Origin of the sequence: Pokkaliibacter sp. CJK22405 (genome assembly GCF_046614695.1) — a bacterium.
Lineage (GTDB): Bacteria > Pseudomonadota > Gammaproteobacteria > Pseudomonadales > Balneatricaceae > Pokkaliibacter.
Map to the genome: position 1 here is coordinate 437,477 of NZ_JBKKHQ010000001.1, position 24,546 is coordinate 462,022.

The following is a 24,546-nucleotide window of genomic DNA, read 5'->3' on the forward strand; positions in this document are numbered from 1 at the left end:
CAAGGGCTTTTTTTGTTGATTCCACTCATGTACAGCAGCGCGGTTACAAGGTTGCCAGAATCGACCTTGCGCAATAAAGACCGCTCTGCCAGGCAGCCTCAACACTATTGCCTTTCAGCCAGTCACCACAAATAGCCACTCGACGGCGCTCATCATAATAAGCCGGAGCTTCCGCAGAGGAGATGTGCTCGGCATAGCGCCAGCGGTGTACATGTAAACTTTCCATCGCGGCGGGACTTACACCAATCAGCTTGGCAACTTCAGGAATAATCAACGCTGAGACTTCTTCCGGCGTTTGCTCAAGATGTTCACGTGACCAACGGCGATGGGTTTGCGCCACCCAGACTTCAGTATCATGCTCAGCTCCAGGCTTGGAGGAAACACGCACCAAGCGGCGAAGAGAGCTGTGTCCGGTCAGATCCAGCCAATCAAATGGCTGATAACAAGGCATTCGTGTGGAAATGGCCAAAGACCAGCATGGCTCAGCGTTGGCAGCATTGGCATAAGCCTGCAATGCGGGCGATTGATTCAACAATACCTTGGCCTGCTCTGCAGGAACCGCCAAAACGCAGGCATCAAAATTACCCAGAGACTCAGTATCCGTGATCGGCGTGATATAGCGCCGCTCTGACTCCAGCTCAATAACACGCTGACTGGTACGAATATCCAGATCTGCTGAAAGCTCTTTAAGAAAAGCATTCATTTTCGGCACGCCGACCCAGAAACTTTTCCCACCGACAAGCCTAAACCCCTCGCCTGCCAGCCATAATGCTTGTTGTGGCCGCCAGAGCGTGGCTTCAGTAAAGCTCTCAAGCCATTCGATAAATGCAGAGTTTGATGCCTGAAATGCGGTCGTGCCCATATCGAGCCCGGTAGAGTTAGGCAAGCGTTTCGAACTCAACCGGCCACCGACTCCCCGGCTCTTCTCAAATACGACCACTTCATGGCCGGCTTTTTTCAGAGCATGAGCACAAACCAGGCCAGCGATACCTGCGCCAATCACTGCAAAACGCTTGCTTACCTTTTGCTCACTCAACCGCATTTCTGTTGATTATCTCCATTGATCGCGTTGCTAAAGCACTTTTTAAACTGCCTGACATCATAGCCTCAGCGCACTGCTGAACGCCATGCTTCAGGACGCCCGGGATCAGGCTTTTGTTTCTGGCTTTTTCTCAAAAATGGCTGACAGGGCCTCATCCAGCTGAGGATAGGCAAAAATAAAGCCAGCCTCTTCCAATCGTTCCGGTATCACCTTCTGACCCTGTGTCACCAACTCAGCCGCCTCACCCAGCAACAGATGCATCACGGAGGCAGGCATTGGCAATATCGCAGGGCGATGTAGCACCTGACCTAAAGATTTGGCAAAACTACGGTTAGACACTGGGTGCGGAGCAGTGAGATTGAAAGCCCCTTGCAAGGTGGGATTTTTCAGCAGGAATACCACAGCGTCCAGCCAGTCCTGCAGATGAATCCAGGACATCACCTGATTGCCATCACCAATAGGCCCACCCAAGCCCAGCCTGAAGGGTGGCAACATCTGTTTGAGCGCACCCTTTTGCTTATCCAGCACAACGCCGGTGCGCAGCAAACAAACTCGCGTCCCCTGATTTTGCGCATGCAAAGCGGCCTCTTCCCAATCTCGACATAGCTGATGAGGGAAGCACTCCTGTGCTGATGAACTTTCAGTCAGCGTTTGACGGGGAGAACAGTTTCCGTAGTAACCACAGGCGGAACCACTCAGCATAACCGGAATGGGCGACTCAGCCTGAGACATCCACCGCACCAGCGTCTGGGTCTGACCGATACGGGAGTCTCTCAGCTCCTGCTTGCGGCCATCGGTCCAGCGCGCCCCAAGAATTGGAGCACCAGCTAAATTAATGACTGCATCCCATTGCTGTTCTTTGTGTGATGGAAGGTGCTCGAACAGCGTCACGGCAGATGGCAGAACCTTGCGGGCCCTATCAACATTACGAACCCAGGCGCCAACATTATCGCCATTCGCCAGTAGTAAAGGTGCAAGGGCGCTGCCTAAAAAGCCGGTTCCACCCGTCATTAAGATATTCATGGTTCCCTCCCTACAGCACAGTACTGAAAGCTAAACTACCCTCAGTAATCAGAGTGACTAGACTCGCAGCTTGCGGTAAAGCGCGTCAAACCCCAGAAGGCAAATACTGCCGCCAGGCATGATTCACTTGCCCCGAGAATGAAAGTTCATTACAACCAAATTCATAACTTATACAATATCATTTTTATGTATAACTATTTCCTGACAGCCCTTTGTCAAACATGAGGTAGGCTATGAATACTCAGGATGGAATCCTTCTAGGAATTAGCAGTTGCCTGTTAGGTGAAGAGGTTCGCTTCAATGGTGGACACAAGCAAAGCCGCTATTGCCTTGACGTCCTGTCTAAGTATATGGAGTTTCAGCCTTTCTGCCCGGAAGTTGCGATTGGCCTTGGTATTCCCAGAGAGCCCATTCGTCTCATCGGAGATCCACAAGCGCCAAGAGCGGTGGGAACCAATAATGCAGAAATGGATGTCACAGAGGCATTGGCAGAATATGCCCACAAAGTGGCAGACCAGATTGATGGCAAGGTCTCAGGCTATCTTCTGATGAAGAATTCCCCGAGCTGCGGCATGCATCGCGTCAAGGTCTACCAGAAGAATGGCCATCCTCACATTGACCCTGGTCGCGGTGTTTTTGCTCAGGTATTGAGCGAGCGATTACCGCTGCTCCCCATCGAGGAAGAGGCCCGCCTGAACGATGCAGTTCTGAGGGACAATTTCATCACTCGGGTCTACACCTATTACCACTGGCATCAGTTATTAAAGGAAGGCCTGACGCCCCAGGGATTAATCGAGTTTCATGCACGCCATAAATATCTGGTGATGGCGCATAGCCAAAAACATTACAAGCAGCTTGGGCAGTTACTTAGCAACTTGAGTGAGGACCTTGAAGCCCATGCATCGGCATACTTCAAAGGGCTGATAGAAACGCTGGCGACCCCCGCCAGCCGTGGCAACCACACCAATGTGCTAATGCATCTGCTGGGGTATCTTAAAGACACGACCCCCTCTACGGTAAGACAAGATATCCTCACCCGTATCGAGCAATATCAGCAGGGCGAACTGCCATTAGTCGTACCTATTACGTTACTCAAACACCACGTCGATCCTGAAGCGCATCCCTATTTGGCCAATCAGGTTTATCTGCAACCTCATCCCGAAAAGCTGGGACTTAGAAATGGCATGTAACCTCTAGAACGCCATAGCGTTAATGTAAAAAAGCCCTCTTATGAGGGCTTTTTTAATTCAAGACGCCAGGCAGCTATTTACTCAGGCACGTAGGGCTCCAGTAGTTGAACCAGCGCCCGGATATGCGCTTCATCATCATTAAGGGCGGGGACGTAGTGATAAGTTTCACCACCCGCCTCCATAAAGACCTCGCGATTCTCCCGGCCGATTTCATCAATCGTTTCCAGACAGTCTGCAGAAAAGCCCGGGCACAGCACGGCGACAGACTTAACGCCTTGCTCTGGAAGATGCTCAAGGGTCACATCAGTGTAGGGCTTTAGCCACTCGGCCTTGCCGAACCGGGACTGGAACGTGGCCATGTATTGCTCTTCACTCCACCCCATTTTCTCGGCGACCAAACGCGTCGTCTTCATGCAGAAGCAGTAATAAGGATCACCCTTCATCAGATAGGACTTCGGCGTGCCGTGATAGGAGAAAATCCACTTCTGCGGCATGCCGTACCGCTCGATATGATCACCAATCGAAGCGCAGAGTGCTGCGATATAGGCCGGGGAATCATGATAGGCATTGATAAAGTGCAACTCAGGAACCCAGCGCCAGGTTTTCAATGCATCCGCCACCGCATCAAAGGTAGAACCGGTGGTTGAGCCGGAGTACTGAGGATACATCGGCATCACAATCAGCCGGTTAACCTGCTGTTTGCGAAGTTCATCCAGTGCAGAGCGAATACTGGGGTTTCCATAACGCATACCGAGGACAACAGGGGTATCTGTTCCCAGTGCCAGTTGAATCTGCTGGGTCTGCTTACGGGAAATTTCCAGTAAAGGAGAGCCTTTATCTGTCCAGACTTTCTGGTAAAGTTTCGCAGATCGCGCAGGACGGGTCCGTAAAATGATCCCGTGCAGGATACACCACCACGGTAAACGCGGAATTTCGATAACACGAGAGTCCCAAAGAAATTCTGCAAGGTAACGCCTGAGGGCTGAACTGGTTGGCGCATCCGGGGTACCAAGATTGGCGATAAGAATGCCAGTTTTCACCCCTTGCTTATGATCAAAATCCGTACTGCCAACAAATTGACTCATGAACGCTCCGTTCAGGCTTGCTAAATACTAAATACTTATACACATCGTTGTACAAGTATAACTTATGGTCTACCATCGGCCTCATATCTTAATGTGAGTTCTTCGGACTCTAGCCCTTAATACCAAGCAATTGCACCATGAACAACGCTTCTACTCCCAACGCCTACTTGCCCATTCGTGAGGTCGCCAAACGCACTGGTGTCAATCCTGTGACGTTACGTGCCTGGGAGAGGCGCTATGGTTTGATCATTCCTCATCGAACGCCCAAAGGCCACCGCCTTTACTCCGATGAACAGGTCAACCAAATCAAGCGTGTATTGTTTTGGCTAGACCGAGGTGTATCCATCAGCCATGTCAAACCTTTGATAGAGCAAGCTGATATGCCAATGGAAAACCCAGAGGAAAATAATCAGGACTGGACGCTTCTGTGCAGCCAGATGCATACAGCTATTAAAACCCTCAATGAAAACCGTTTTGTTCAGGCCTGGAACAAAGCCATGTCGCTTTACCCGGTTGATACCGTGAACGCGCGGCTAATCTACCCTTTGTGGCAGCAATTACGCCAAGAGTGGCAAGGCTCTGGTGTTAATTCCAGTGTTGAAGCACGCTTTTTCAACCATTGCCTTAAGGGTTATCTGTACTCCCGCCTGCATCATAATGGCCGGGATCAGAACTTTGAAACCGTGGTTCTGGCCAGTCTGAGTGATGAGCCAGAAGATGAGATTTCATTGCTGCTTGAAGGCGCGGTTGCCAGCAGTCTTGAGTACCGGGTGATGCTACTCTACCCCACCTTAAACGTCACTGAGCTACCGCTGATCCTCGACCGTATTCCTGCTGGAGCCTTACTGCTTCACAGTCATCGCCGACTCGCGTCTAAAACCATCGAACAGGAGTTGCCTCGACTTCGTGCGCTTTATCCTGATCTGCCGATTGGTTTCTCTGGCGATGCGGTACTGATTCACCAGAATGCGCTGGATGCCGTTGGCATTCACACCCAGCCAGAATCTCCGCAGCAGTTAATGCGTCAGCTCTTGGGTATTGGACAGCCTCTGACGGAGGCCAGCTGATGCATTTAGTGTGGTTTCGGCAGGATCTTCGCATCCATGACCATAGTGCCCTTTGGCATGCCTGCCGTGAAGCCCGCAAGAATGATCAGCCTGTCGTTGCCGTCGTTGCCATCACCCCCAAACAGTGGGCTCAGCACGATGACGCACCGGTAAAACAGTCGCTCTATTATAGATCCCTTGAATGCCTGAGTTCAGCGCTGAACTCATTGAATATTCCTCTGAAGATCATTAACTCAGACTTTTACACCGGGCTCCCTGACCAGTTCAAATCCCTCTGTGAAGATCTCAAAGTTAGCGACTTTCACTTCCACTACAGCTATGAAATCAATGAAAGACAGTGTGAAAAGGCCATTGTCTCTGCACTGGACGAGCTGGAAGTACGAAGCAAGGGCTACACAGACCAGATCTATTATGAACCTGGCAGCATTCTGACGGGTCAGGGTGATTACTACACCGTATTTACGCCATTCAAGAAAAACCTTTGGCCAAGATTGATGGATGACACCCCTGTGGTGCACCACGCGCCTTCAGCGCAGGCAAAAACACACATCAACAGTGACCCGCTACATTTTTGGCTGGATGAGCATATTCGCGAAGACCTGTGGCCTGCAGGCGAAGATGAAGCCAGCCAGCGATTGCATCGTTTTACCGAGCAAAAGCTGGGGTACTACGAAGATAAACGCGATTTCCCGGCTATCGCAGGCACAAGTACACTCTCACCTTACCTTGCTTTAGGCATGATCAGCCCAAGACAATGCCTGCGCTCTGCCATGTCACTTCTGGGAGAAGCCCGTTCAGCCAAAGGTGCAGAGACCTGGATATCCGAGCTGATCTGGCGAGAATTTTATAAACACATTCTGGTGGGCTTCCCTAGGGTTAGCCGACACAAACCCTTTAAGGAAGATACGGATAATCTCCACTGGAGAACCAGTGAGAAAGAGCTTAAGCGATGGCAGCAGGGTGAAACTGGCTACCCCTTGGTTGATGCCGCGATGAAACAGTTGCTGCAAACCGGATGGATGCATAATCGTTTACGCATGGTATCGGCCATGTTCCTCACCAAGCATCTGCTGATTGACTGGCGGCTTGGAGAACAATGGTTTATGCAGCACCTGGTCGATGGTGATCTCTCAGCCAATAATGGTGGCTGGCAGTGGAGTGCATCAACAGGAACGGATGCCGCCCCCTACTTCCGTATTTTTAATCCTGTGACGCAGTCTGAACGCTTTGATAAGGATGGCCAGTTCATCAAGCGCTTCCTGCCTGCACTCAAACCTCTGAGCGGCAAAGAGCTACACGCCCCTTGGAAAAGCAAAACACCGCCCAATGAGTATCCTGCGCCTATCGTTGAACATGGTTTTGCCCGGCAGCGGGCTCTCGATGCGTTCAAGAATCTTTAAATCACCTCCATCAGCATGAAGATGCCTTTCTTTCAGGCGCTGTCATACAAACAGCTCTGACAAACAGGTACAGTGAAAATCCCAGGCATCAGGCCACTCGGGCTCATCGCGAACCAGAATGGTCTTAACCCCAGCGTTGCGCCCGGCATACAGATCATGGTGAAAATCCCCTACCATCACGGCTTCCTCAGGTTTGATATTCCAGGCAGTAAGCAACTGGTTAATACCCGCAGGGTCAGGCTTTGGCGGGCAATGCTCACGAGACAGGATATACTCCCGATTAAACACCCCTGCCATTCCCGCAGCATTCAGGCCAATCTCCATCGCCTTCTGATGATTACGGCTTAACACCCCAAGCCTCACATCAGCCTGGCTCGCCAGATACCTCAGTAGCTTTACCGCACCGGGCAGCGCTTCAGAGCGTGCAGAAGCGGCGGCCTCAATGTCCTCCAGCACCTGGTTTGCCTCCAACTGAGCCGTGGGTGTCATAGCGCGGATAAATCCAAGGATATCGCCACCCTCGGACGGCATCCTTAAGGCACGACGGATTTCATCGAAATCCAGCGGGTTACTGATCAGGGTGTTATCCAGATCAAAGATCCAGGCTTTAATAGGGCGCCATTCAGGACGCAGCTCAGACAAGGGCATCAGAAGCGCTACCATTTCAGTATGAGGGCCACAATCTTAACTGAGAGCGACCCGGACTGGACACTCCTGAGCCACTGCCGTAGCCTGCCTTTTTAACTCCCAGCTGTTCTGGAAGCCGAGTGTTATCTTTTTATGGCTCGCCAGACTCCAGCAGAACATGGAAGCCCCTATGCTGGTCATTCGCCCTATTCGTTCAGAAGACTTTCCGGCTCTTTACGACATTGCTGAAGAGTCTGGTGCCGGTTTTACATCCCTGCCGCTCAATGAGGACATCCTCAAAGCAAAGATCAAAAAATCTCAGGACTCCTTTGCCAAATCCCTGAAAGAACCCGGCGAAGAAAACTACCTATTTGTTCTGGAAGATCTCACCACTGGCGAAATCGTTGGCACAACCGCCATTGTCTCTTCTGTTGGCTTGTCAGCGCCGTTTTATCATTACCACCGCAGCACGGTGGTTCACGCTTCCCAGGAGCTGGGCGTCCACAACAAGATGGAAGTGCTTATTCTTTGCAACCATTACACTGGCTGTACCGAAGTATGCACCCTGTTTCTTCGCGAGCCTTATCGCAAAGGGATGAATGGACGCCTGCTGTCAAAGTCGCGCTTTCTCTTCCTAGCAGATTATCCCGAGCGCTTTAGCAATAAAGTCATCGCCGAAATGCGTGGTTTTACAGATGACTCCGGTCAGTCACCCTTCTGGGGCTGGCTCGGTGAGAACTTCTTCAAAATCGACTTTGCACGCGCGGACTATTTGGTCGGCATGGGCAATAAGGTCTTTATCGCTGAGCTGATGCCGAAATATCCGCTGTATGTGAACCTGCTTTCACCTGAAGCACGCAACGCCATTAGCCAGGTACATACCAAGACTCGCCCTGCCCTGCGTCTGCTGGAAAAAGAAGGCTTCAAGCACTTGGGCTACATTGATATTTTTGATGGTGGCCCGACAGTTGAGGCCGAGCTGGGGCAGCTTAACTCCATTCGCAATAGCCGGCTCTGCGCCGTACGTATCGGTGAGCTGGATGATGAGGATGAGTCTTATCTGATGAGTAATCGTCAGCTTGAGAACTATCGCTGTGTGATCGCCAGCATGCGCCTGCTCGAACATGACCGAGTACTGATCGACCAACAGACAGCGGATGCGCTGAATGTGAAAGAGGGCGACAGCGTGCGCGTTGTTGCAGTCGATGGCTATTACAAAGAGCGCTATCGCCTCTGACTTGGGCAATCAATAAAAAAGCGGACACTAGTCCGCTTTTTTATTCAGCAAGCCACAGAAAGATCAGCCGAAGTGATCACCATTTTCATAGTAGGCGCGCTTGGAAAGCTCCACATAGAAGACATCCACATCAGGATAACCCATACCCTGCACCCACTCTGTCAGCAACTTCGCCATATGATCCTGCATGCTTTCGCTGCGCGGAAACCAGAGCACTTCAACAAAAGGATAACCGGCACTGACCTCGCCATCCTTGATAAAAACGCCATTACTCACCTCAATAGTGAAGTAGTCACGAGGCGTTTCCAATGACTCGGTCAGGGTATCGACCAACTGACCACTACCCGCCAGCGCCTTGTCCGACTCGATACCATGCAGCCTGATTTGAGGCATTAACTTCTCTCCGTACAGCGTTTAATCGTTTAGCGACAAAGGGGTTTCAGAGGCAAGAACGCCATTAAGATCGGCGTAAACATATTGCCCAGGCACAAAAGTCACCCCGGCAAAGCGAACAGGAATATTAAGCTCTCCCTTGCCTTCATTGGCACTCCGAAGGGGTATGGTTGCCAGCGCATGAACACCGATCGTCATCTCCCCGATAAGACCAGCATCACGAATACAACCATTCACAATGACACCTTCCCAGCCATTGGCCATCGCCTGACCTGCCAACAGATCGCCACAGAGTGCATGTCGAAGTGAGCCACCACCATCGACAACAAGCACCTTGCCATCACCGCGCTTTTTCACCATGTCCTTGACGAGAGAGTTATCCTCGAAGCATTTGATGGTGACGATTTTTCCACCATAGCAAATGCTGCCACCGTAGCTTTTGAAGACCGGCTCACACACCTGAACTTTGTCAGGAAAGGCATCGCACAGATCTGGTAGTAAATCCAACCGCATTACAGACTCCTTAACCACAACCACGGCTATCACTTTCTCAAAGCACAAGGATGCAAAATGCAGTCCTCCTGGCGCTTCCCCCAAACAGCATCTATCAAGCTACCCCAAAGCCTATAGCGATGATAGTCTTTCTTCAGTCATATTCAGGGGGAAGACCACCCCAGAGGACGCATAAATATGGAACTGGAAGTCTCATCTGACCCCACCCTCCTCGATCGGCAGATGATCGGTGAATTCCTGAGACAAAGCCCATGGGCAAAGGGAATTCCTCAATCCCGCGTCGATACCGCCATAAATAACTCATTGTGCTTTGGTGGTTATCTTGGCGCACAGCAAGTTGCATTCGCCCGTGTGATCAGTGATTTTGCCACCTATGCCTATTTGGGGGATGTTTTCGTCGTCGAAGCACATCGCGGCAAGGGCTATAGCAAGCGACTCCTAGAGGCTATTCAGCACCACCCTGAGCTCTTGGGTCTGCGCCGCTTTAGCCTGCACTCAAGCAGTGCACGCGGACTCTATGCCAGCTTCGGTTTTCTCCCTTCCGAGAAACCAGAAACCTACATGGAAATAATGAATCCGACGGTTTATCTCGATAGCGCCTGATGCGCGAATCATGAAGCACAACTCCCTCGACTTTGCTTACCAAGAGAGATCCTGATGCTGATAATCAATGCCCGTTTACGCAACGAATCAAGCCTCTATCAAATTGAGATCACGAATCAGAAATTCGGGACTATTACCGAGCAAGCCAGCCTTCAGCCTCTCCCGGAACATGCTGCAGATGTTATTGATGCCAGAGGCAATCTGCTATGCGCCCCGTTCATTGAGCCTCACATCCATCTGGATGCCGCTCTTACCGCTGGGGAGCCTGCCTGGAATCAGAGCGGGACACTCTTTGAAGGCATCGAGCGCTGGGCTGAACGAAAACCCATGCTGACAGAAGCCGATATTCGAAGCCGTGCGCTTCGGACAATTCAGCTGCTGATGGAAAATGGTGTTCAGGCGATTCGCACTCATGTCGACACCACCGATCCCACTCTGACTGCACTAAAAACCTTTTGCGCCCTCCGCGAAGAGCTAAAAGACAAAATTGAGCTGCAGATTGTCGCCTTTCCACAGGAAGGGATTCTGTCCTACCCCAACGGCTCCCGATTGATTGAGGAAGCATTGGAAATTGGCGCAGACGTCGTGGGCGGGATACCGCATTTCGAGTACACCCGAGCGCTGGGCGAGCAGTCGATGAAAGATGTGATTGCGCTGGCTCGCAAATATGACCGCTTGGTCGATGTTCATTGTGATGAAATTGATGATCCGAACTCACGCTTTCTGGAGGTTCTGGCGTCAGAAGCCTTGTTCGCCGACATGGGTCACAGAGTCACGGCCAGCCATACAACCGCCATGCACTCTTACGACAACGCTTACTGCTCCAAGCTGTTTCGGCTCCTGAAGAAATCAGGCATCAGCTTTGTTTCCTGCCCAACAGAAAGCATTCATCTACAAGGGCGCTTTGATACCTTCCCTAAACGCCGCGGCGTGACGCGGGTTAAAGAACTGAACAACGCGGGGATTAACGTCTGCCTGGCGCAGGATTCCATTTTCGACCCCTGGTACTCTCTTGGTAACGGCAAGTTGTTGCGCGTGCTGGATGCCGGATTACATATTTGTCAGATGATGGGATATCAGGACATTTCCAAAGCCCTGAGCCTGATCACCGATAATAGCGCCATCACTTTGGGTATTCAGGAGCGCTATGGCATTGCCACCGGCAAACCGGCTAATTGCATTCTGCTATCGGGAGCTGATGACTATGAAGTCATTCGCCGGCAGGAGGATGTTTTACTCTCCATTCGCGCTGGCAAGGTCATCATGGAGCGCAAGCCCACTGAACTCTTAACCCGCCCAGCGATTTTTCCTGCTTAAACTCCTGATTATTGAATTAAAAAAGCACGGCCCTTACGGATACCGTGCTTTTTTTTGCTCAAAGAATAAGTTAGCTCGAGGATGCCGCCTTGGATTCTGCCTGGACTGAACTCTGTGAAGCCTCACTGCCCTTTTGCCCTTCAGTGGATCTTCGGCGTGAGCCTCCCCGACGGCGACGTGACGACGGGCGACGACGTTTGGCATCACTGCCCTCACTCTTCTGCTCTTCACTCTGCGACGTATCACTCTCCGCCGCCTGGGCAGAACTCTGTTCACTTTGAGGATTGGATTGGCTGTCACCCGTTTCCTGAGCAGCAGGACCAGCCTCACGCTTGTTGCGAGGTGATGAGCGACGTGATCGTCGCCCACGGCGATTACTACGATCACGTGAACGTGTTTCTTCTTTCTCAGAGGACGGATCGCTGCTGCCAATACTCTTATCAGCAGAGCCTTCAGCACTCTCAACATCCGCAAGGCTCTCCTGCGGAGTCGCTACTTCAGGCTCAGGCACAATCTCGGGCAATACCGTAGCAGGCCATGCCTGCAAATAGAGGCTTTCTGCACGGTAATACTCAAGAGTAATGCGCTCCATGCCCTCAAGCTTACGAAGCTGGTTCAGTTTTTTCTTAGCATCCTGACGTCCGCCCATCGGCGCTATCCAGAGCAAGGTTCCCCCTTGCTGCATCCAGACTGACCAAACATCATTAAGTTCGGGTTCATCATCACAAATCGTAGCGTCACGAGTCTGAAGCAGGGATTGTGAGCCTTCAGCTACGAGCAGGAAGTCTGCTTCAGCACGATGATATAGAAAGGTTGCAGGTAGCTGCATGGCATCCTGGCACTCAGCCGGGACATGCCAGATTAACAGCGTTGGGATCTTGCCGGCTTTCGCTTTGTCAGCCTGAGCAGCGTCAGGCTTAAGAGTTACCAGCGGCAGGTGGCACTCTTCTGCCCACTGCGCTAACAGTGCATCCAGATCTTCAGACTCTGTGGCAATACCGACTAACTGCCAGTGCTGGCGAAGAATGCTCTCCAGTTTTCCCTGCTTGATCCAATGCAGATTTGGATGCTTGAGCAGCGCATCAAACATTCCGTCCAGTTCAGGGGCTCCAAGATAAACATGAGCACCTTCGGCCAATAGAGCCTGACAGAGCTGAGCAGCCTGTTCACCTCCTCCCATCACCAGAGAGCGGCACCCCTTCACTGCTATTTGCGCTGAGACACTGATATTCATGTAATGCTGCACTTATCCTCAGGATTTGTAGGCTCAGGGACTAACCGTACTGCCGTAAAGCCTGTTTCCGGTCAGTTTCCTGGCAGTCATCGCAACCCGGGCTGCGATCACTCGGGTACTACGCTAACATGTTGGGCCAAAGAATCCCTACTTCCAAACCGACATTTACAGAGCACTGTTATGACAGAAGAGGCCACCAATCGCGCCGAGCGCCATAAAGCTCGAATGCAAAAAATGAAAGCGCATGTGGATTCCCAGGTAGCCCAAGCTACCGAAGAGCGAGGCATCATCGTTCTTCTCACCGGGAATGGCAAGGGCAAAAGCAGCTCCGCCTTTGGAATGGTTGCCAGGGCCTTGGGCCATGGGCAACGCGTTGCAGTCGTTCAATTCATTAAGGGTGGATGGGACTGTGGCGAACAAAAATTCTTCATGGATCATCCCCGCGTCAGCTTTCATGTGATGGCAACAGGTTTCACCTGGGAAACCCAGAACCGCGATAGCGACACTGAAGCGGCGCAAAGTGTCTGGGAACAAGGAAAAGCCCTGCTACAGGACGAAAGCATTGATCTGGTCATCTTTGATGAAATGACCTACATGTTCAAATTTGATTATCTATCTCTGGATGAGGTTCTTGAGTCTCTGCAACAGCGTCCACACCGGCAGAACGTAGTGATCACTGGTCGAGGAGCACAAAAGTCTTTGATTGAGCTGGCTGACACCGTAACGGAGCTTGGCGATATTAAACACGCCTTTCGTGCCGGTATTAAAGCGCAGCAGGGAATCGAGTTCTAAGCCTTGCAATAGTGAAGTACAGCACCACATAAGGTGGCAATCAGTAGTACCTTTATGTGCTCCCTGAAGCAGTTTGATTGAAAGAGTGATCACGATGAATCCCATCCAAGAAGTCAACTCCCCCTATATTGTGGAAGTCACCCTCGATAACGTTCGAGACTTGATCCAGCAATCCATGGAGCGGCCTGTTGTTTTTGATTTCTGGGCAGACTGGTGCGCGCCCTGCAAAGCGCTGCTTCCTGTTCTGTCCAAACTGGCGGTGGAGTATAACGGTGGCTTCATTCTGGCCAAGGTGGATACCGAAGATCAGGCCCTGGCTCAGATCGTCATGCAATTCGGTATTCGCAGCCTGCCCACCGTGTACGTCCTGCACAATGGGCAGCCTGTCGATGGCTTTTCCGGCGCCCAACCGGAGTCTGAAATTCGCAAACTGCTTAATAAATATTGCCAGCCTGTTCAGGAAACGGAAGCTGAGCTGTCTGCTAAAGAGCAAGCCGAGCAACTCATTGAAGCCGGGCAACTAGAGCAAGCAAAAATGCTGCTCAACGATGCTCTCGGAGAGTCCCCTGAAGATTATGAGCTCTTCCTGATGCAGGCTAATGTGTGCGCACAGTTGGGTGATGCAGAGTCTGCCAAGGCAATCATTAATGGCCTTCCCCATGATCACAAGAACAGCGCCAAGGCCAAAGAAGTACTGGCACGCCTGAGTTTTAGTGAAATCATTAAAGACGCGCCAGACCTGGCAACACTTGAAGCCGCTGTCGAAGAGGATGGCAGCCATTCTCAGGCTCGATTCTGGCTTGCCGGCCGTTTAGTCATGGCGGGTAACTATGAGGAAGCCATGAAACAGCTCCTGACTCTTATGCGTCAGGATCGTGGCTATGGTGATGATACCGCCCGCAAAACCCTGGTTAAGCTGTTTGATATGCTGGGCAATGAAAACCCGCTGGTGGGAACTTATCGTCGCAAGCTTTATCAGGCGCTTTACTAAGTCTCAGCTCGTTTTATCCGATACTTCCAACTTAGCATGATGATGGAGAAAGCTAACCACTTTATCCATCATCGCATCAAAGTGCGGATTAAAGGTAAGTCGTGCGCCAGCGCCACCCGGGCACGGGTAGCCGTATTCGCTGTACCAGATATTTGGATCAGCCATACAGGCTTCCCACTCTTCTCGGGAAAACTGGCGAGACAAGCAGTGGCGATAGTCACCTTCCCTCCCATAATGAGAGTTACGCTCACTGAATGTCAGACAGCAATGTGAGAGGGTCCGAATATGCTGCTCAGGCAATGACGCCTCCCAGACATCAACCCCCTTCTCATCTTGCGCTTCGGCCAGATCACCCAGCCATAGCAGCTCGCTGTCCTCACGCCGCAAGCGTCGAAACTGCTCCCACACATAGGGAGTACTGATCGTGGCGTCAGAGCCGGAACAACAAATAAAGACCGGCTTATCAAAACTCGACAAACTTCCCAGTAGCCTTCTGGCCTTGATGGCAAGACGATGAAACTGATGGATGGCATTCACACTAAATGAAGAGTAGCGGGTATAGTCCCGCTCGGGGCGTCGACTATGCCAGCGACGAAACGGCGCAATAAAACGGCTGGCCCACACCAATGGATTTTTGGATCGCCAGGCAGGCGCCCAGAGAATTAGTCCTTCCACATCAGGATGCTTCAGTCCCTCAAGTGTTGTGATCATCCCACCTAATGAGAAACCACCCACCCAAACATGAAAACCCTGCGTTGAAAGATCTTCAATATGTTGCCTGACCTGGCGACGCCAACTATTTCCACTCACGCTCAGACTGGCTTCAGCACACGAACCATGCCCCTCAAGCAGAATGGCTCGCGTTCGAATGCCAGCCTCTGCCAGCTTGGCTGCCACCTCGCGAAAGGTAAAGGGCGTATCCGTCAGCCCATGCACCAGCAACAGGCAATGTTTGGCATCTGCAGGCCCATGCTCAAAAGGGAGTACAGCCTCAATCGCAGCTTCCCGACTGACTCGCATATCCGGGCTATGAAACTTGCTCCGCTGTAAAAGTGCCATCACCTCTTGCAGGTGGCTTCGAAACAGCGCGGATGAGCTCTCGTCAGCAGAAAAATCAGGGAGCATGACTTCCCTCAGGTGGGAGCTGGATTCGGGGAGCCCATTCACTCCAGTCATCCTTCGCATCATCATTCAGCTTAAAGTGACTGTAGGCTTTTGCTCGCCCCCCCATCGCGCCTTCAGGTGGTGTGGCGAAAGAAATTCCACCTGCCACTAAACTTTCCAATGACTCCGTTCGAAGGCTCGCACCTTTAAAGAGACCGAAGTCAAAACCAAAACCACTGTTATTCCAAAAGACACTGTTGGTTCTAACCAAAGCACCATAGCGGGGCTGAATCAAAACATCGATCAGCACTCGGTCTGCGGTATCTGCCAAGCGAGTGGCACTGACCTGACCGACAGCGACGCCACGGTAATAAACGTTAACTCCTGGCTTGATCGAACCCAACGAGTGAGCTTCAAGCACCAGTGGCATCCCTTTGATTGCTTCAATCGCTGGCGCCTGATTCCTGCCAATGAAAGTCGTCTGTAAAGAGGCAGCATCATCAATCTGGCGGACAGCAACATAAGAGCCTCCAAAGACCGTATCCAGCCCCGACACGCCGCTGATCGTTGCCTCTGGGTGAACTACCCAAAACTCTGCGCCTTCACGCGCAAGACCCTGTCCGTCCTGATGAAGGAATAATGTGACATCGACACCGCTAAAGTCTCTTAATGGCTTAATCTCACGGACTTCACCGACGGTCAGACCATTCCATTTAACATCATCGCCTGCTTTCAGACCGTCAGCACGCTGCCAGTGAACATGAACCTCTCGACCCTGCTCTGCTGCTTTGGTCATGCTGGAATAGAGAATGAAGTGCTCATTCCCTTTTACAGCACGACCTTTCTGGCCTGTGACATTACCCATGGCAATACCGCCACTGATCAGAGACATCACTGATTCTGTCTCAATGGAGACACCACCTAACCCGCCTTTGATTCGAACGCCACTGGCATGCCAGAATCGCGTCTCAGTATTCACAAGATGAATATAGCGTGGTCGGACGTTAACGACGATCGTGACCCCTTTGCCATCGGATTTGAGGTTGTACTTGACCACACTACCTACCTCAACATGCTGGTAATACAAGGGTGTCCCCGGGGACACCGACCCCAGCTCTTTTGCATCCAGCGTCAGCTTGAGGCCTGGTTCTTCGTCATCCACAGCCGGAGGTTGACCTAGCGCGGTGAAGTCACGTGCAGAATCGCCTTTTCCTGGCTCAACTGCGATGTAGTTACCCTTCACCAAAGTATCCAAACCGGAGAGGCCGGACAGACTAATGCTTGGCTTGACCAGCCAGAAGCGCGTGCCTGTTTTCAGAAATTCTTCTGCTTTTGGGTCGAAAAGCACTCTCGCGTTGACTTGAGAATAATCGTCATTGAGCTCCATTTTCTGCACGGTACCGATCTCTACACCTCGATAGATGACCTTGGTAACGCCTTCAACCAGACCCTGAGCGGAGTTGAAATGAATGTTGACGCCAATACCTGTCTCTGCACTCGCATAGTCATTATAAAGCTGGAAGGTATGACCGTTGGCGACAGGTGCGCCGACCTCTCCCTGATTAGCAAAGGCAATACCACCACTGATCAATGACACCAGAGATTCCGTGCGCACCTTAAAGCCATTAAGGCCACCTGACACCGTCACGCCACTGGCGTTCCAGAAACGCGTCTGCTCAGAGATCAACTCATCATAGGGCTGCTCAACGTAGGCATCGATTTCAACGTTTTCACTGTTGTCTGCCAGACGGTAATCCTGCACTGAACCCACTTTGATCTGTTTGTAATAAATAGGTGCGCCAGGGCTCAAGGAGCCCAACGTTTTTGCTTTCAGAGTCAGGTGGAGCCCGGGTTCATCCGAGGCAACTGGAGGCGCTTTGGTAGCGGCCACAAACTCACGTGTTGGCGCGCCATTGCCTGGCTGAATGCCAATGTAGTTGCCCGACACCAGCGTATCGAGACCAGTAACACCTTCAAGGCTGATATGAGGTGTCACCAGCCAAAATTGTGTCCCGGTTTTCAGGGCATCTTCTGTTGACCGGTCAAGCTCAGCTTCAACGATGACGGTTTCGAGATCTTTACCAATCTGAACCTTCTTCACCATGCCAACTTTCAGGCCTTTGTAACGGATCTCGGTTTTACCTGCCTCAAGACCCTGCCCGTTTTTAAAAGTAATAGTGACATCAATACCTGCGTCCGCCATGGAATGCCAAAGAAGCCAGACACCAATACATACCGCGATGAAGGGAAGTAGCCATATAAAGGACCAGGAGCGGCGCTTCTTCACTTTTACCGCCTGAGCAACATTGGGCTTAGGCGCGGATGCAGATGAGGAGCGCTCGCCAGAACTTACCACTGGTTTATTGTCCCCGGAGTTGTCATTCATTAAGGGATTCCTCTTGATCCCAGATCAGGCGAGGGTCATATACCATCGCTGATAACATTGTTAGTACTACAGCCGCACCAAATGCAGTGGCGGCAGGACCTGCCTCAATCCGCGCGACAGCGCCCAGATTTACCAATGCAGCCAGCAGGGCAATAACAAAAATATCCAGCATGGACCACTTGCCGATAAATTCGATCAAACGGTACATCTGGGTACAGCGTTTAGGACTCAGCTCTCCGCCAAACTGCGCGCGAATCAGTAAAATAGCCAGTCCCGCAACTTTTAATAGCGGCACAACAACACTGGCGACAAAGACGACTACCGCTATCCCAAGCGCTCCATGATGAGCAAGCGTCAGCACGCCTCCCATGATCGTGCTGGGTGTATCCACACCCAGCTGTGATACACGCATGATGGGATAAATATTGGCAGGAATCAGGCACAGCATTGCGGTAAGCAACAAAGCCCAACTTGCCGAGAGTGAACCAGGCTGGCGCGAATGAAGCGTACTTCCACATCGTGGGCAGTGATAGTGCTCGCTTCCCTCACCCGGCTGGCAAAGCTGGTGACAGAGATGACAGGAAATCAGCCCCATACTTTTGGCAGTCTGATAGCTCATTCACCGGCTTCCTTCACAAACGCAACATCCTCATTCGAACTGCGGCGTCGAGTTTTCTGAGTATCGAGCTGCTCCCAGACTTCGTGCGGATCCAGACTCAACATCATTGTAAGCAACATAAGCAGCATGCCTACAAATGCATAAAGCCCAAACCCCAGTGTGACAGAAGCCATATCCAGCAGCTTCACCATCGCCACAAGAATGCCGATGAGGTAAACCTCTAACATTCCCCATCCCCTAAGCACATGCCACCATCGGAACAACATAATGGTCAATGTTCCGGCTCTCTCAAGCAGCGCAATGCCGAGTACAAAAATGAGCAGACTGATCTCAAGGAAAGGCACGACGATGCTACACGCCGCGACCAGAAAAGCTGTCCACCAGTACTGTTCCTGAACAAGCTCAATAACTGCCTCTATAAGAGTCACACTACTATTTAAGCCCAGCACGTCGAGCTGTATCAGCGGTAAAGAAACAGTAGGTATAAAAAAACAGAATGCCGCGATCGCCAAGGCAAGGCTGCGTTGTATCGTACCTTCCCGATGCGCAAAAAGATGACCCCCGCAACGCGGACAGTAAGCATCCTGCCGATGTTTCATAGCGATCATCGGGAATACCGCATCACACTCATGACATGCAATCCAGCGCTCGGCAGGCTGAGCACCCTCGCTCTCGGAATTCAGGCTTTCAGGGGCGGGAGAAGACATCAACATTCTCGTAGGTAGCGGCTAAGAACTTACAGGACATAGAGTCAATGGCAGCGATGGCGATGATCCGCACCATCAGAACAGAGCCCTGCACTAGGCTCACTTAATCCTGCAACTTATATAAGGTAACAACCTTCATAAGAAAACCGGTTTGTTGGTATAACGGTTATATAAATTATCGTGAAGCCAGCGCCCAAGCATTTCAAACAAAAGCACCATCGGCTCACCCTCAAAAAAAGCCATTTTGCCTGATCCGGATCTCGAAAACAGAATCAAGACATTTCGATTCAAAAACCGCTACGTTACCCCGGCAACTGTAACAAACACTTCGAACTCCGTGCCCAATACCGCACCTCAACTGCAACCTTTCTGAAACACCTTATAAAGCTATTGAGCTTTTATTTGAGAGCCATGAAAGAGCACAAATTATTCACTCTTGCACTACAACGCCTCCTGATAGTGAAGAATAGTAAAAGCCGACCAAACAGTCAGAAAAAAACGACCTGCAAGTGCATCATCACAGTGCATTCCTCTGTTACCTGCGTGCCCACTTTTGTTACCTGAAGCGATCTGCTTAAAACAGAGAGGGAAAATAGTCAATGCCAAGATTAAGCAACTAATGAATCCCATTAGTCCTACTAAAACGCTCTCAAGTAGATACTTTTAGCGACACGATCGACGATTTCAGACCATTCAGTAACAAATTCGCAAGAAATTTTGTATTTATTTCGACCAAATACAAAAACAGGCACGCCGTTTGCTTAATAGGACATCGAGCCATTAATTGGCATTTTTGAAACCAGTGATAGACCGAGGACACGTTAAGATGAAAAAAATCGGTTCTGTAGCTGCCGCTGCAGCAGTCGCGCTGACTTTCTCTGTTCAGAGCCACGCAGGCACCCTGGACAATGTTAAAGCCAACGGTGTAGTTAATTGTGGTGTTAGCACAGGTTTGCCCGGCTTCTCCAACCCTGACGACAAAGGTAACTGGCAGGGTCTGGATGTTGACGTTTGTCGTGCTGTTGCAGCCGCTGCCCTCGGCGATGCCAGCAAAGTTAAATACGTTCCTCTGAACGCTAAAGAGCGTTTCACTGCACTGCAGTCAGGTGAAGTAGACGTACTGTCTCGTAACACTACCTGGACTATCAGCCGTGATACTTCTCTGGGTCTGAACTTCGCCGGCGTTAACTACTACGACGGTCAGGGCTTCCTGGTTAAGAAATCTCTGGGTGTTAGCAGCGCTCTGGAACTGGACGGTGCTACCTTCTGTATCCAGGCCGGTACGACTACCGAGCTGAACCTGGCTGACTACTTCCGTCTGAACAACATGACTTATCAGCCTGTTGTATTCGACAACTCTGACCAGACAGTTCAGGGCTTCGAAGCAGGTCGTTGTGACGTTCTGACGTCTGACCAGTCTCAGCTGTACGCACTGCGTATCAAACTGGCTGATCCTACCTCTGCTCAGGTTCTGCCTGAAGTTATCTCTAAAGAGCCTCTGGGACCTGTCGTACGTCAGGGCGATGACCAGTGGTTCAACCTGGTTAAATGGTCTTACTTCGCAACCGTTGATGCAGAAGAGCTGGGTCTGACCTCTCAGAACATCGACCAGATGAAAGACAGCGATGATCCTAACATCAAGCGTTTCGTTGGTGGCGAAGGCGACTTCGGTAAAGACCTGGGCGTAAGCAGCGACTGGGCTTACCAGATCGTTAAGCAGGTTGGTAACTACGGTGAAATGTTTGATCGCAACGTAGGTTCCGGCTCTCCGCTGGGTATCGCACGCGGCCTGAACGCTCTGTGGAGCAAAGGCGGCCTGCAGTACGCACCTCCTATGCGTTAATTGCTACCTCCCTTCTTAAGGGATAGGTAAGCAAATTAATTGGGCATGACTTCGGTCATGCCCTTTTAAATACCGGGTCATCGAAATGATGCACCCACTGCCAGAATCGAACTCCATATACGCCGGCATCACCATACCAACATTATAAGGATGCTGACGTAGCGAGATGGCATGTGATTAGGCCACTGGCCTAGTTTTAATGATTTTTTCCTGTCAGGAGGTTCGCGAATGTCGTCTGAAGCCAACAAGCCTCAGGCCACCGCCAGCACCATGCCTAGTAACAAGCCGCCGTTCTGGAATGATCCAGAAAAGCGTGCCCTGTTGTTCCAGGCGTTGCTGATCCTGGTTGTCGGTTTGGGTATCTGGGCTATCGTTAGCAATACCCTAAGCAACCTGGAGCAACGTGGTATCACTACCGGTTTCGGTTTTTTTCATGAAACTGCCGGTTTCGGTATTCTACAGTCTTTGATTCCTTATACAGAGACTGATACGTACGGCCGTACGTTCTTTGTCGGTTTGCTCAATACCTTGCTGGTTTCAGTAATCGGTATTGTTTTTGCGACTATTCTTGGCTTCCTGTTGGGTGTTGCCCGCTTGTCCAAGAACTGGCTGATTTCAAAAATCGCGCTGGTGTACATCGAAGTTTTCCGTAACATTCCTCTGTTGCTGCAAATCTTCTTCTGGTACTTCGCCGTTCTGCGCGCCCTACCCTCAGCGCGTCAGTCACTCTCCTTTGGCGATGCTTTCTTCTTAAACGTTCGTGGTTTTTATGTTCCTCGTCCTGTTTTCGAGAACGGCAGCTTAGGAATTCTGATTGCTTTGGTAATTGGTGTTGTTGCTACTGTATTCCTGAGCATTTGGTCTAAAAAACGTCAGGATCAAACTGGTCAGACCTTCCCAATGTTCTTCGCTGGCCTTGGTCTGGTTGTCGGTTTACCCGTATTGGCTTTCTTTGTCACTGGCATGCCTGTCAGCCTGGATATGCCTGAGCTTAAAGGCTTCAACTTCCGCGGTGGCGTAACCATCATTCCTGAGTTTCTGGCTCTGGTTGTTGCTCTTAGCATTTACACTGCAGCATTTATTGGTGAGATCGTTCGCTCTGGTATCCAGTCCGTTAATCACGGTCAGACTGAAGCAGCGAGCGCCTTAGGTCTTTCTAATGGCAAAACACTGAAGCTGGTTATCATTCCTCAGGCAATGCGTGTGATTATTCCACCACTGACCAGCCAATACCTGAACCTGACCAAAAACTCCTCACTGGCTACCGCTATTGGTTATCCTGACTTGGTATCTGTATTTGCCGGTACCACGCTGAACCAGACCGGCCAAGCTATCGAGATTATTGCAATTACCATGGCAGTTTACCTGACCATCAGCCTTGCAATCTCGACCTTCATGAACTGGTATAACAACCGCATGGCACTGGTGGAGCGTTAATATGGAAAAGTTTCAGCCTCTCCCCAGTCAACCTGCACCTTCTTCGAGCACAGGTCTTGTTGGCTGGCTTCGTAAGAATTTGTTTTCCGGTCCAATTAACTCGATTGTCTCTATCATCGCGATCTACTTCGTAGTCTCTGCGCTGATTCCGGCAATCCAGTGGACCTTCATTGATGCTGACTGGTTCGGCAGTGACCGTAACGCCTGTACTTCAGGTGGTGCGTGCTGGGTGTTTATCACCTCTCGCCTGGACCAGTTCATCTATGGCTTCTACCCGGAGCAGCTTTACTGGCGTGTCGATACGACCTTCCTGCTGCTGGCTGCACTCTTTGCCTGGCTGATGATTCCTAATCTGCCGCAGAAAGTGTGGGTAGCTGCTTTCACTATCTTCATCTTCCCCATCATTGCTTTCTTCCTGCTGCATGGTGGCGCGTTTGGTCTTGAAGAAGTGCCCACTCACCAGTGGGGCGGTCTGATCCTGACGCTGGTTATCGCCATCGTTGGTATCGCAGCGGCCATGCCAATCGGTATCTTGCTGGCATTAGGTCGTCGTTCAGAGATGCCTATCATCAAGAGCTTCTGCGTTGTCTTCATCGAAGTATGGCGTGGTGTACCGCTGATCACTGTGCTCTTTATGGCATCGGTCATGCTGCCTCTGTTCGTACCTGCGGAATATCATTTCGATAAACTGCTGCGTGCACTGATTGGTATCGCCCTCTTCCAGTCTGCCTATATTGCCGAAGTGGTTCGTGGTGGTCTTCAGGCTATCCCCAAGGGACAGTACGAAGCTGCTGATGCACTGGGTCTGACATACTGGAAAGCCATGATCCTCATCATTCTGCCTCAGGCACTGAAATTGATGATCCCTGGCATCGTCAACACCTTCATCGCGCTGTTCAAAGACACCAGTTTGGTTCTGATCATCGGTCTTTTCGATATCCTGGCAATTGTCCAGGCGGCATTGACCGACCCGAAATGGCTGGGTTTTGCGACCGAGGGTTATGTCTTTGTGGCATTGGTCTTCTGGGTATTCTGCTTCGGCATGTCTCGTTACAGCCAGCACCTGGAAAACAAACTGCACACCGGCCACAAACGCTGATCGTTGACCGTATCGATTTTTGGAGAGTTTAAAATGAGTCAGTCCAACGCCGAATCAAAGTACATGATTCAGCTGAAGAACATGAACAAGTGGTACGGTAACTTTCACGTACTGAAGAACGTTAACCTGGACGTTAAGCGCGGCGAGCGTATCGTTATCTGTGGTCCTTCCGGCTCCGGTAAGTCCACAACCATTCGTTGCATCAACCGTCTTGAAGAGCACCACCAGGGTGAGATCATCGTTAACGGTGTACCTCTAACCAATAACCTCAAGAACATTGAAGCGATCCGCAGTGAAGTAGGCATGGTGTTCCAGCACTTCAACCTCTTCCCTCACCTGACCGTTCTTGAGAACTGCTGCCTGGCGCCTATCTGGGTTAAGAAAAAGCCCCGCAAGGAAGCCGAGCAGCTGGCAATGCATTACCTTGAGCGAGTAAAGATCCCGGATCAGGCCCATAAATATCCTGGTCAGCTTTCCGGTGGTCAGCAGCAGCGTGTTGCGATTGCTCGCTCCTTGTGCATGGAACCCACGGTTATGCTGTTTGATGAGCCAACTTCCGCACTTGACCCTGAAATGGTTAAGGAAGTTCTGGATACCATGATCGGCCTGGCTGAGACGGGTATGACCATGCTGTGCGTGACTCACGAGATGGGCTTTGCCAAATCCGTGGCTGACCGCGTTATCTTCATGGATGGCGGCCAGATCGTTGAAGAAAACGAACCAAACGAGTTCTTCAACAACCCACGCAACGAGCGTACTCAGCTGTTCCTGAGCCAGATCCTGAATCACTAATTCAGATTCTGCTCAAACATAAAAGGCGATCCAGTGATCGCCTTT

23 protein-coding genes are annotated in these 24,546 nt (G+C 51.0%); 12 read left to right on the plus strand and 11 right to left on the minus strand.

Annotated elements, in window-relative coordinates; genetic code table 11:
• Window positions 1-43: 43 nt before the first annotated feature.
• Window positions 44-1,036: an NAD(P)/FAD-dependent oxidoreductase gene (locus ACKC9G_RS01985; protein ID WP_411403254.1), complete on the minus strand. Its 993-nt coding sequence runs from the start codon at window positions 1,034-1,036 to the stop codon at window positions 44-46.
• A 111-nt stretch (window positions 1,037-1,147) separates the two neighbouring features.
• The gene (locus tag ACKC9G_RS01990) at window positions 1,148-2,065 is read right to left on the minus strand and encodes a TIGR01777 family oxidoreductase (RefSeq protein ID WP_411403255.1); all 918 of its coding nucleotides are present in this window, start codon (window positions 2,063-2,065) and stop codon (window positions 1,148-1,150) included.
• A gap of 233 nt (window positions 2,066-2,298) precedes the next feature.
• Here ACKC9G_RS01990 and ACKC9G_RS01995 point away from each other — a divergent pair, with 233 nt between their 5' ends.
• Window positions 2,299-3,255: a YbgA family protein gene (locus tag ACKC9G_RS01995; protein ID WP_411403256.1), complete on the plus strand. Its 957-nt coding sequence runs from the start codon at window positions 2,299-2,301 to the stop codon at window positions 3,253-3,255.
• Window positions 3,256-3,332: 77 nt separating this feature from the next.
• Here ACKC9G_RS01995 and hemH read toward each other — a convergent pair whose 3' ends face one another.
• A complete protein-coding gene (gene hemH, locus ACKC9G_RS02000) occupies window positions 3,333-4,340 on the minus strand; it encodes a ferrochelatase (protein ID WP_411403257.1) in 1,008 nt (335 codons plus the stop codon).
• Window positions 4,341-4,477: 137 nt separating this feature from the next.
• Between hemH and ACKC9G_RS02005 the strand changes: the two genes are divergently transcribed.
• Both ACKC9G_RS02005 and phrB read left to right on the plus strand, forming a co-directional pair.
• A complete protein-coding gene (locus ACKC9G_RS02005) occupies window positions 4,478-5,407 on the plus strand; it encodes a MerR family transcriptional regulator (RefSeq protein ID WP_411403258.1) in 930 nt (309 codons plus the stop codon).
• The gene (gene phrB, locus ACKC9G_RS02010; RefSeq protein WP_411403259.1) at window positions 5,407-6,807 is read left to right on the plus strand and encodes a deoxyribodipyrimidine photo-lyase; all 1,401 of its coding nucleotides are present in this window, start codon (window positions 5,407-5,409) and stop codon (window positions 6,805-6,807) included. Before ACKC9G_RS02005 ends, phrB begins: the two co-directional genes overlap by 1 nt.
• Window positions 6,808-6,849: 42 nt before the next feature.
• Here phrB and ACKC9G_RS02015 read toward each other — a convergent pair whose 3' ends face one another.
• Window positions 6,850-7,455 (minus strand): HAD family hydrolase, encoded by a 606-nt coding sequence (locus ACKC9G_RS02015; protein WP_411403260.1) that lies wholly within the window; start codon window positions 7,453-7,455, stop codon window positions 6,850-6,852.
• A gap of 169 nt (window positions 7,456-7,624) precedes the next feature.
• Between ACKC9G_RS02015 and astA the strand changes: the two genes are divergently transcribed.
• Window positions 7,625-8,671 carry an arginine N-succinyltransferase gene (astA, locus tag ACKC9G_RS02020; protein ID WP_411403261.1) on the plus strand — a complete coding sequence of 349 codons (1,047 nt, stop codon included), beginning with the start codon at window positions 7,625-7,627 and terminating at the stop codon, window positions 8,669-8,671.
• Between the two features lie 63 nt (window positions 8,672-8,734).
• Here the strand turns inward: astA and ACKC9G_RS02025 are convergent, their stop codons facing one another.
• The gene (locus ACKC9G_RS02025) at window positions 8,735-9,064 is read right to left on the minus strand and encodes a DUF1904 family protein (RefSeq protein WP_411403262.1); all 330 of its coding nucleotides are present in this window, start codon (window positions 9,062-9,064) and stop codon (window positions 8,735-8,737) included.
• Between the two features lie 21 nt (window positions 9,065-9,085).
• A complete protein-coding gene (gene rraA / locus ACKC9G_RS02030; RefSeq protein ID WP_411403263.1) occupies window positions 9,086-9,577 on the minus strand; it encodes a ribonuclease E activity regulator RraA in 492 nt (163 codons plus the stop codon).
• 177 nt (window positions 9,578-9,754) lie between these two features.
• On the opposite strand from rraA, the gene ACKC9G_RS02035 reads away from it, so the two are divergent.
• The gene (locus ACKC9G_RS02035) at window positions 9,755-10,180 is read left to right on the plus strand and encodes a GNAT family N-acetyltransferase (RefSeq protein WP_411403264.1); all 426 of its coding nucleotides are present in this window, start codon (window positions 9,755-9,757) and stop codon (window positions 10,178-10,180) included.
• A 54-nt stretch (window positions 10,181-10,234) separates the two neighbouring features.
• Window positions 10,235-11,497, plus strand: a complete 1,263-nt coding sequence (codA, locus tag ACKC9G_RS02040; RefSeq protein WP_411403265.1) for a cytosine deaminase — start codon at window positions 10,235-10,237, stop codon at window positions 11,495-11,497.
• A gap of 70 nt (window positions 11,498-11,567) precedes the next feature.
• On the opposite strand, the gene ACKC9G_RS02045 is transcribed toward codA, so the two are convergent.
• The gene (locus ACKC9G_RS02045; protein WP_411403266.1) at window positions 11,568-12,731 is read right to left on the minus strand and encodes an NAD(P)-dependent oxidoreductase; all 1,164 of its coding nucleotides are present in this window, start codon (window positions 12,729-12,731) and stop codon (window positions 11,568-11,570) included.
• A gap of 180 nt (window positions 12,732-12,911) precedes the next feature.
• On the opposite strand from ACKC9G_RS02045, the gene cobO reads away from it, so the two are divergent.
• Together cobO and ACKC9G_RS02055 are read left to right on the plus strand one after the other, a co-directional pair.
• Complete coding sequence (gene cobO, locus ACKC9G_RS02050) at window positions 12,912-13,523, plus strand: cob(I)yrinic acid a,c-diamide adenosyltransferase (RefSeq protein ID WP_411403267.1); 612 nt, start codon at window positions 12,912-12,914, stop codon at window positions 13,521-13,523.
• A 94-nt stretch (window positions 13,524-13,617) separates the two neighbouring features.
• Entirely contained in the window at window positions 13,618-14,514 is an 897-nt protein-coding gene (locus ACKC9G_RS02055; protein WP_411403268.1) for a tetratricopeptide repeat protein, read from the plus strand.
• Window positions 14,515-14,517: 3 nt separating this feature from the next.
• Here ACKC9G_RS02055 and ACKC9G_RS02060 read toward each other — a convergent pair whose 3' ends face one another.
• From ACKC9G_RS02060 to ACKC9G_RS02075, 4 genes are read right to left on the minus strand one after another with little or no spacing between them, the layout of a single operon-like run.
• On the minus strand, window positions 14,518-15,639 hold the full coding sequence (locus ACKC9G_RS02060; RefSeq protein WP_411403269.1) for an alpha/beta hydrolase: 1,122 nt from the start codon (window positions 15,637-15,639) through the stop codon (window positions 14,518-14,520).
• Window positions 15,629-18,004: an MlaD family protein gene (locus tag ACKC9G_RS02065; protein WP_411403270.1), complete on the minus strand. Its 2,376-nt coding sequence runs from the start codon at window positions 18,002-18,004 to the stop codon at window positions 15,629-15,631. Before ACKC9G_RS02065 ends, ACKC9G_RS02060 begins: the two co-directional genes overlap by 11 nt.
• Window positions 17,997-18,623, minus strand: coding sequence for a paraquat-inducible protein A (locus ACKC9G_RS02070; RefSeq protein ID WP_411403271.1), 627 nt, complete (start codon window positions 18,621-18,623; stop codon window positions 17,997-17,999). The genes ACKC9G_RS02065 and ACKC9G_RS02070 overlap by 8 nt, the downstream gene beginning before the upstream one ends.
• The gene (locus tag ACKC9G_RS02075; RefSeq protein WP_411403272.1) at window positions 18,620-19,330 is read right to left on the minus strand and encodes a paraquat-inducible protein A; all 711 of its coding nucleotides are present in this window, start codon (window positions 19,328-19,330) and stop codon (window positions 18,620-18,622) included. The genes ACKC9G_RS02070 and ACKC9G_RS02075 overlap by 4 nt, the downstream gene beginning before the upstream one ends.
• Window positions 19,331-20,156: 826 nt before the next feature.
• Between ACKC9G_RS02075 and ACKC9G_RS02080 the strand changes: the two genes are divergently transcribed.
• The 4 genes from ACKC9G_RS02080 (at window position 20,157) to ACKC9G_RS02095 (ending at window position 24,501) form a co-directional block, all read left to right on the plus strand.
• Complete coding sequence (locus ACKC9G_RS02080; RefSeq protein ID WP_411403273.1) at window positions 20,157-21,173, plus strand: amino acid ABC transporter substrate-binding protein; 1,017 nt, start codon at window positions 20,157-20,159, stop codon at window positions 21,171-21,173.
• Between the two features lie 228 nt (window positions 21,174-21,401).
• A complete protein-coding gene (locus tag ACKC9G_RS02085) occupies window positions 21,402-22,610 on the plus strand; it encodes an amino acid ABC transporter permease (protein ID WP_411403274.1) in 1,209 nt (402 codons plus the stop codon).
• A gap of 1 nt (window position 22,611) precedes the next feature.
• Window positions 22,612-23,709: an amino acid ABC transporter permease gene (locus ACKC9G_RS02090; protein WP_411403275.1), complete on the plus strand. Its 1,098-nt coding sequence runs from the start codon at window positions 22,612-22,614 to the stop codon at window positions 23,707-23,709.
• 33 nt (window positions 23,710-23,742) lie between these two features.
• Complete coding sequence (locus ACKC9G_RS02095; protein ID WP_411403276.1) at window positions 23,743-24,501, plus strand: amino acid ABC transporter ATP-binding protein; 759 nt, start codon at window positions 23,743-23,745, stop codon at window positions 24,499-24,501.
• Window positions 24,502-24,546: the final 45 nt, after the last annotated feature.

Excerpts from the sequence above, each read along its gene's own strand:
- ACKC9G_RS02045 (WP_411403266.1), bottom strand. The coding sequence starts at position 12,731 with ATGAATATCAGTGTCTCAGCGCAAATAGCAGTGAAGGGGTGCCGCTCT.
- codA (WP_411403265.1), top strand. The coding sequence starts at position 10,235 with ATGCTGATAATCAATGCCCGTTTACGCAACGAATCAAGCCTCTATCAA.
- ACKC9G_RS02065 (WP_411403270.1), bottom strand. The coding sequence starts at position 18,004 with ATGAATGACAACTCCGGGGACAATAAACCAGTGGTAAGTTCTGGCGAG.
- ACKC9G_RS01990 (WP_411403255.1), bottom strand. The coding sequence starts at position 2,065 with ATGAATATCTTAATGACGGGTGGAACCGGCTTTTTAGGCAGCGCCCTT.
- ACKC9G_RS02070 (WP_411403271.1), bottom strand. The coding sequence starts at position 18,623 with ATGAGCTATCAGACTGCCAAAAGTATGGGGCTGATTTCCTGTCATCTC.
- hemH (WP_411403257.1), bottom strand. The coding sequence starts at position 4,340 with ATGAGTCAATTTGTTGGCAGTACGGATTTTGATCATAAGCAAGGGGTG.
- phrB (WP_411403259.1), top strand. The coding sequence starts at position 5,407 with ATGCATTTAGTGTGGTTTCGGCAGGATCTTCGCATCCATGACCATAGT.
- ACKC9G_RS02015 (WP_411403260.1), bottom strand. The coding sequence starts at position 7,455 with ATGCCCTTGTCTGAGCTGCGTCCTGAATGGCGCCCTATTAAAGCCTGG.
- ACKC9G_RS02085 (WP_411403274.1), top strand. The coding sequence starts at position 21,402 with ATGTCGTCTGAAGCCAACAAGCCTCAGGCCACCGCCAGCACCATGCCT.
- rraA (WP_411403263.1), bottom strand. The coding sequence starts at position 9,577 with ATGCGGTTGGATTTACTACCAGATCTGTGCGATGCCTTTCCTGACAAA.
- ACKC9G_RS02060 (WP_411403269.1), bottom strand. The coding sequence starts at position 15,639 with ATGCTCCCTGATTTTTCTGCTGACGAGAGCTCATCCGCGCTGTTTCGA.
- ACKC9G_RS02005 (WP_411403258.1), top strand. The coding sequence starts at position 4,478 with ATGAACAACGCTTCTACTCCCAACGCCTACTTGCCCATTCGTGAGGTC.
- cobO (WP_411403267.1), top strand. The coding sequence starts at position 12,912 with ATGACAGAAGAGGCCACCAATCGCGCCGAGCGCCATAAAGCTCGAATG.
- ACKC9G_RS02075 (WP_411403272.1), bottom strand. The coding sequence starts at position 19,330 with ATGTCTTCTCCCGCCCCTGAAAGCCTGAATTCCGAGAGCGAGGGTGCT.
- ACKC9G_RS02090 (WP_411403275.1), top strand. The coding sequence starts at position 22,612 with ATGGAAAAGTTTCAGCCTCTCCCCAGTCAACCTGCACCTTCTTCGAGC.
- ACKC9G_RS02025 (WP_411403262.1), bottom strand. The coding sequence starts at position 9,064 with ATGCCTCAAATCAGGCTGCATGGTATCGAGTCGGACAAGGCGCTGGCG.
- astA (WP_411403261.1), top strand. The coding sequence starts at position 7,625 with ATGCTGGTCATTCGCCCTATTCGTTCAGAAGACTTTCCGGCTCTTTAC.
- ACKC9G_RS02095 (WP_411403276.1), top strand. The coding sequence starts at position 23,743 with ATGAGTCAGTCCAACGCCGAATCAAAGTACATGATTCAGCTGAAGAAC.
- ACKC9G_RS02080 (WP_411403273.1), top strand. The coding sequence starts at position 20,157 with ATGAAAAAAATCGGTTCTGTAGCTGCCGCTGCAGCAGTCGCGCTGACT.
- ACKC9G_RS01995 (WP_411403256.1), top strand. The coding sequence starts at position 2,299 with ATGAATACTCAGGATGGAATCCTTCTAGGAATTAGCAGTTGCCTGTTA.
- ACKC9G_RS02035 (WP_411403264.1), top strand. The coding sequence starts at position 9,755 with ATGGAACTGGAAGTCTCATCTGACCCCACCCTCCTCGATCGGCAGATG.
- ACKC9G_RS02055 (WP_411403268.1), top strand. The coding sequence starts at position 13,618 with ATGAATCCCATCCAAGAAGTCAACTCCCCCTATATTGTGGAAGTCACC.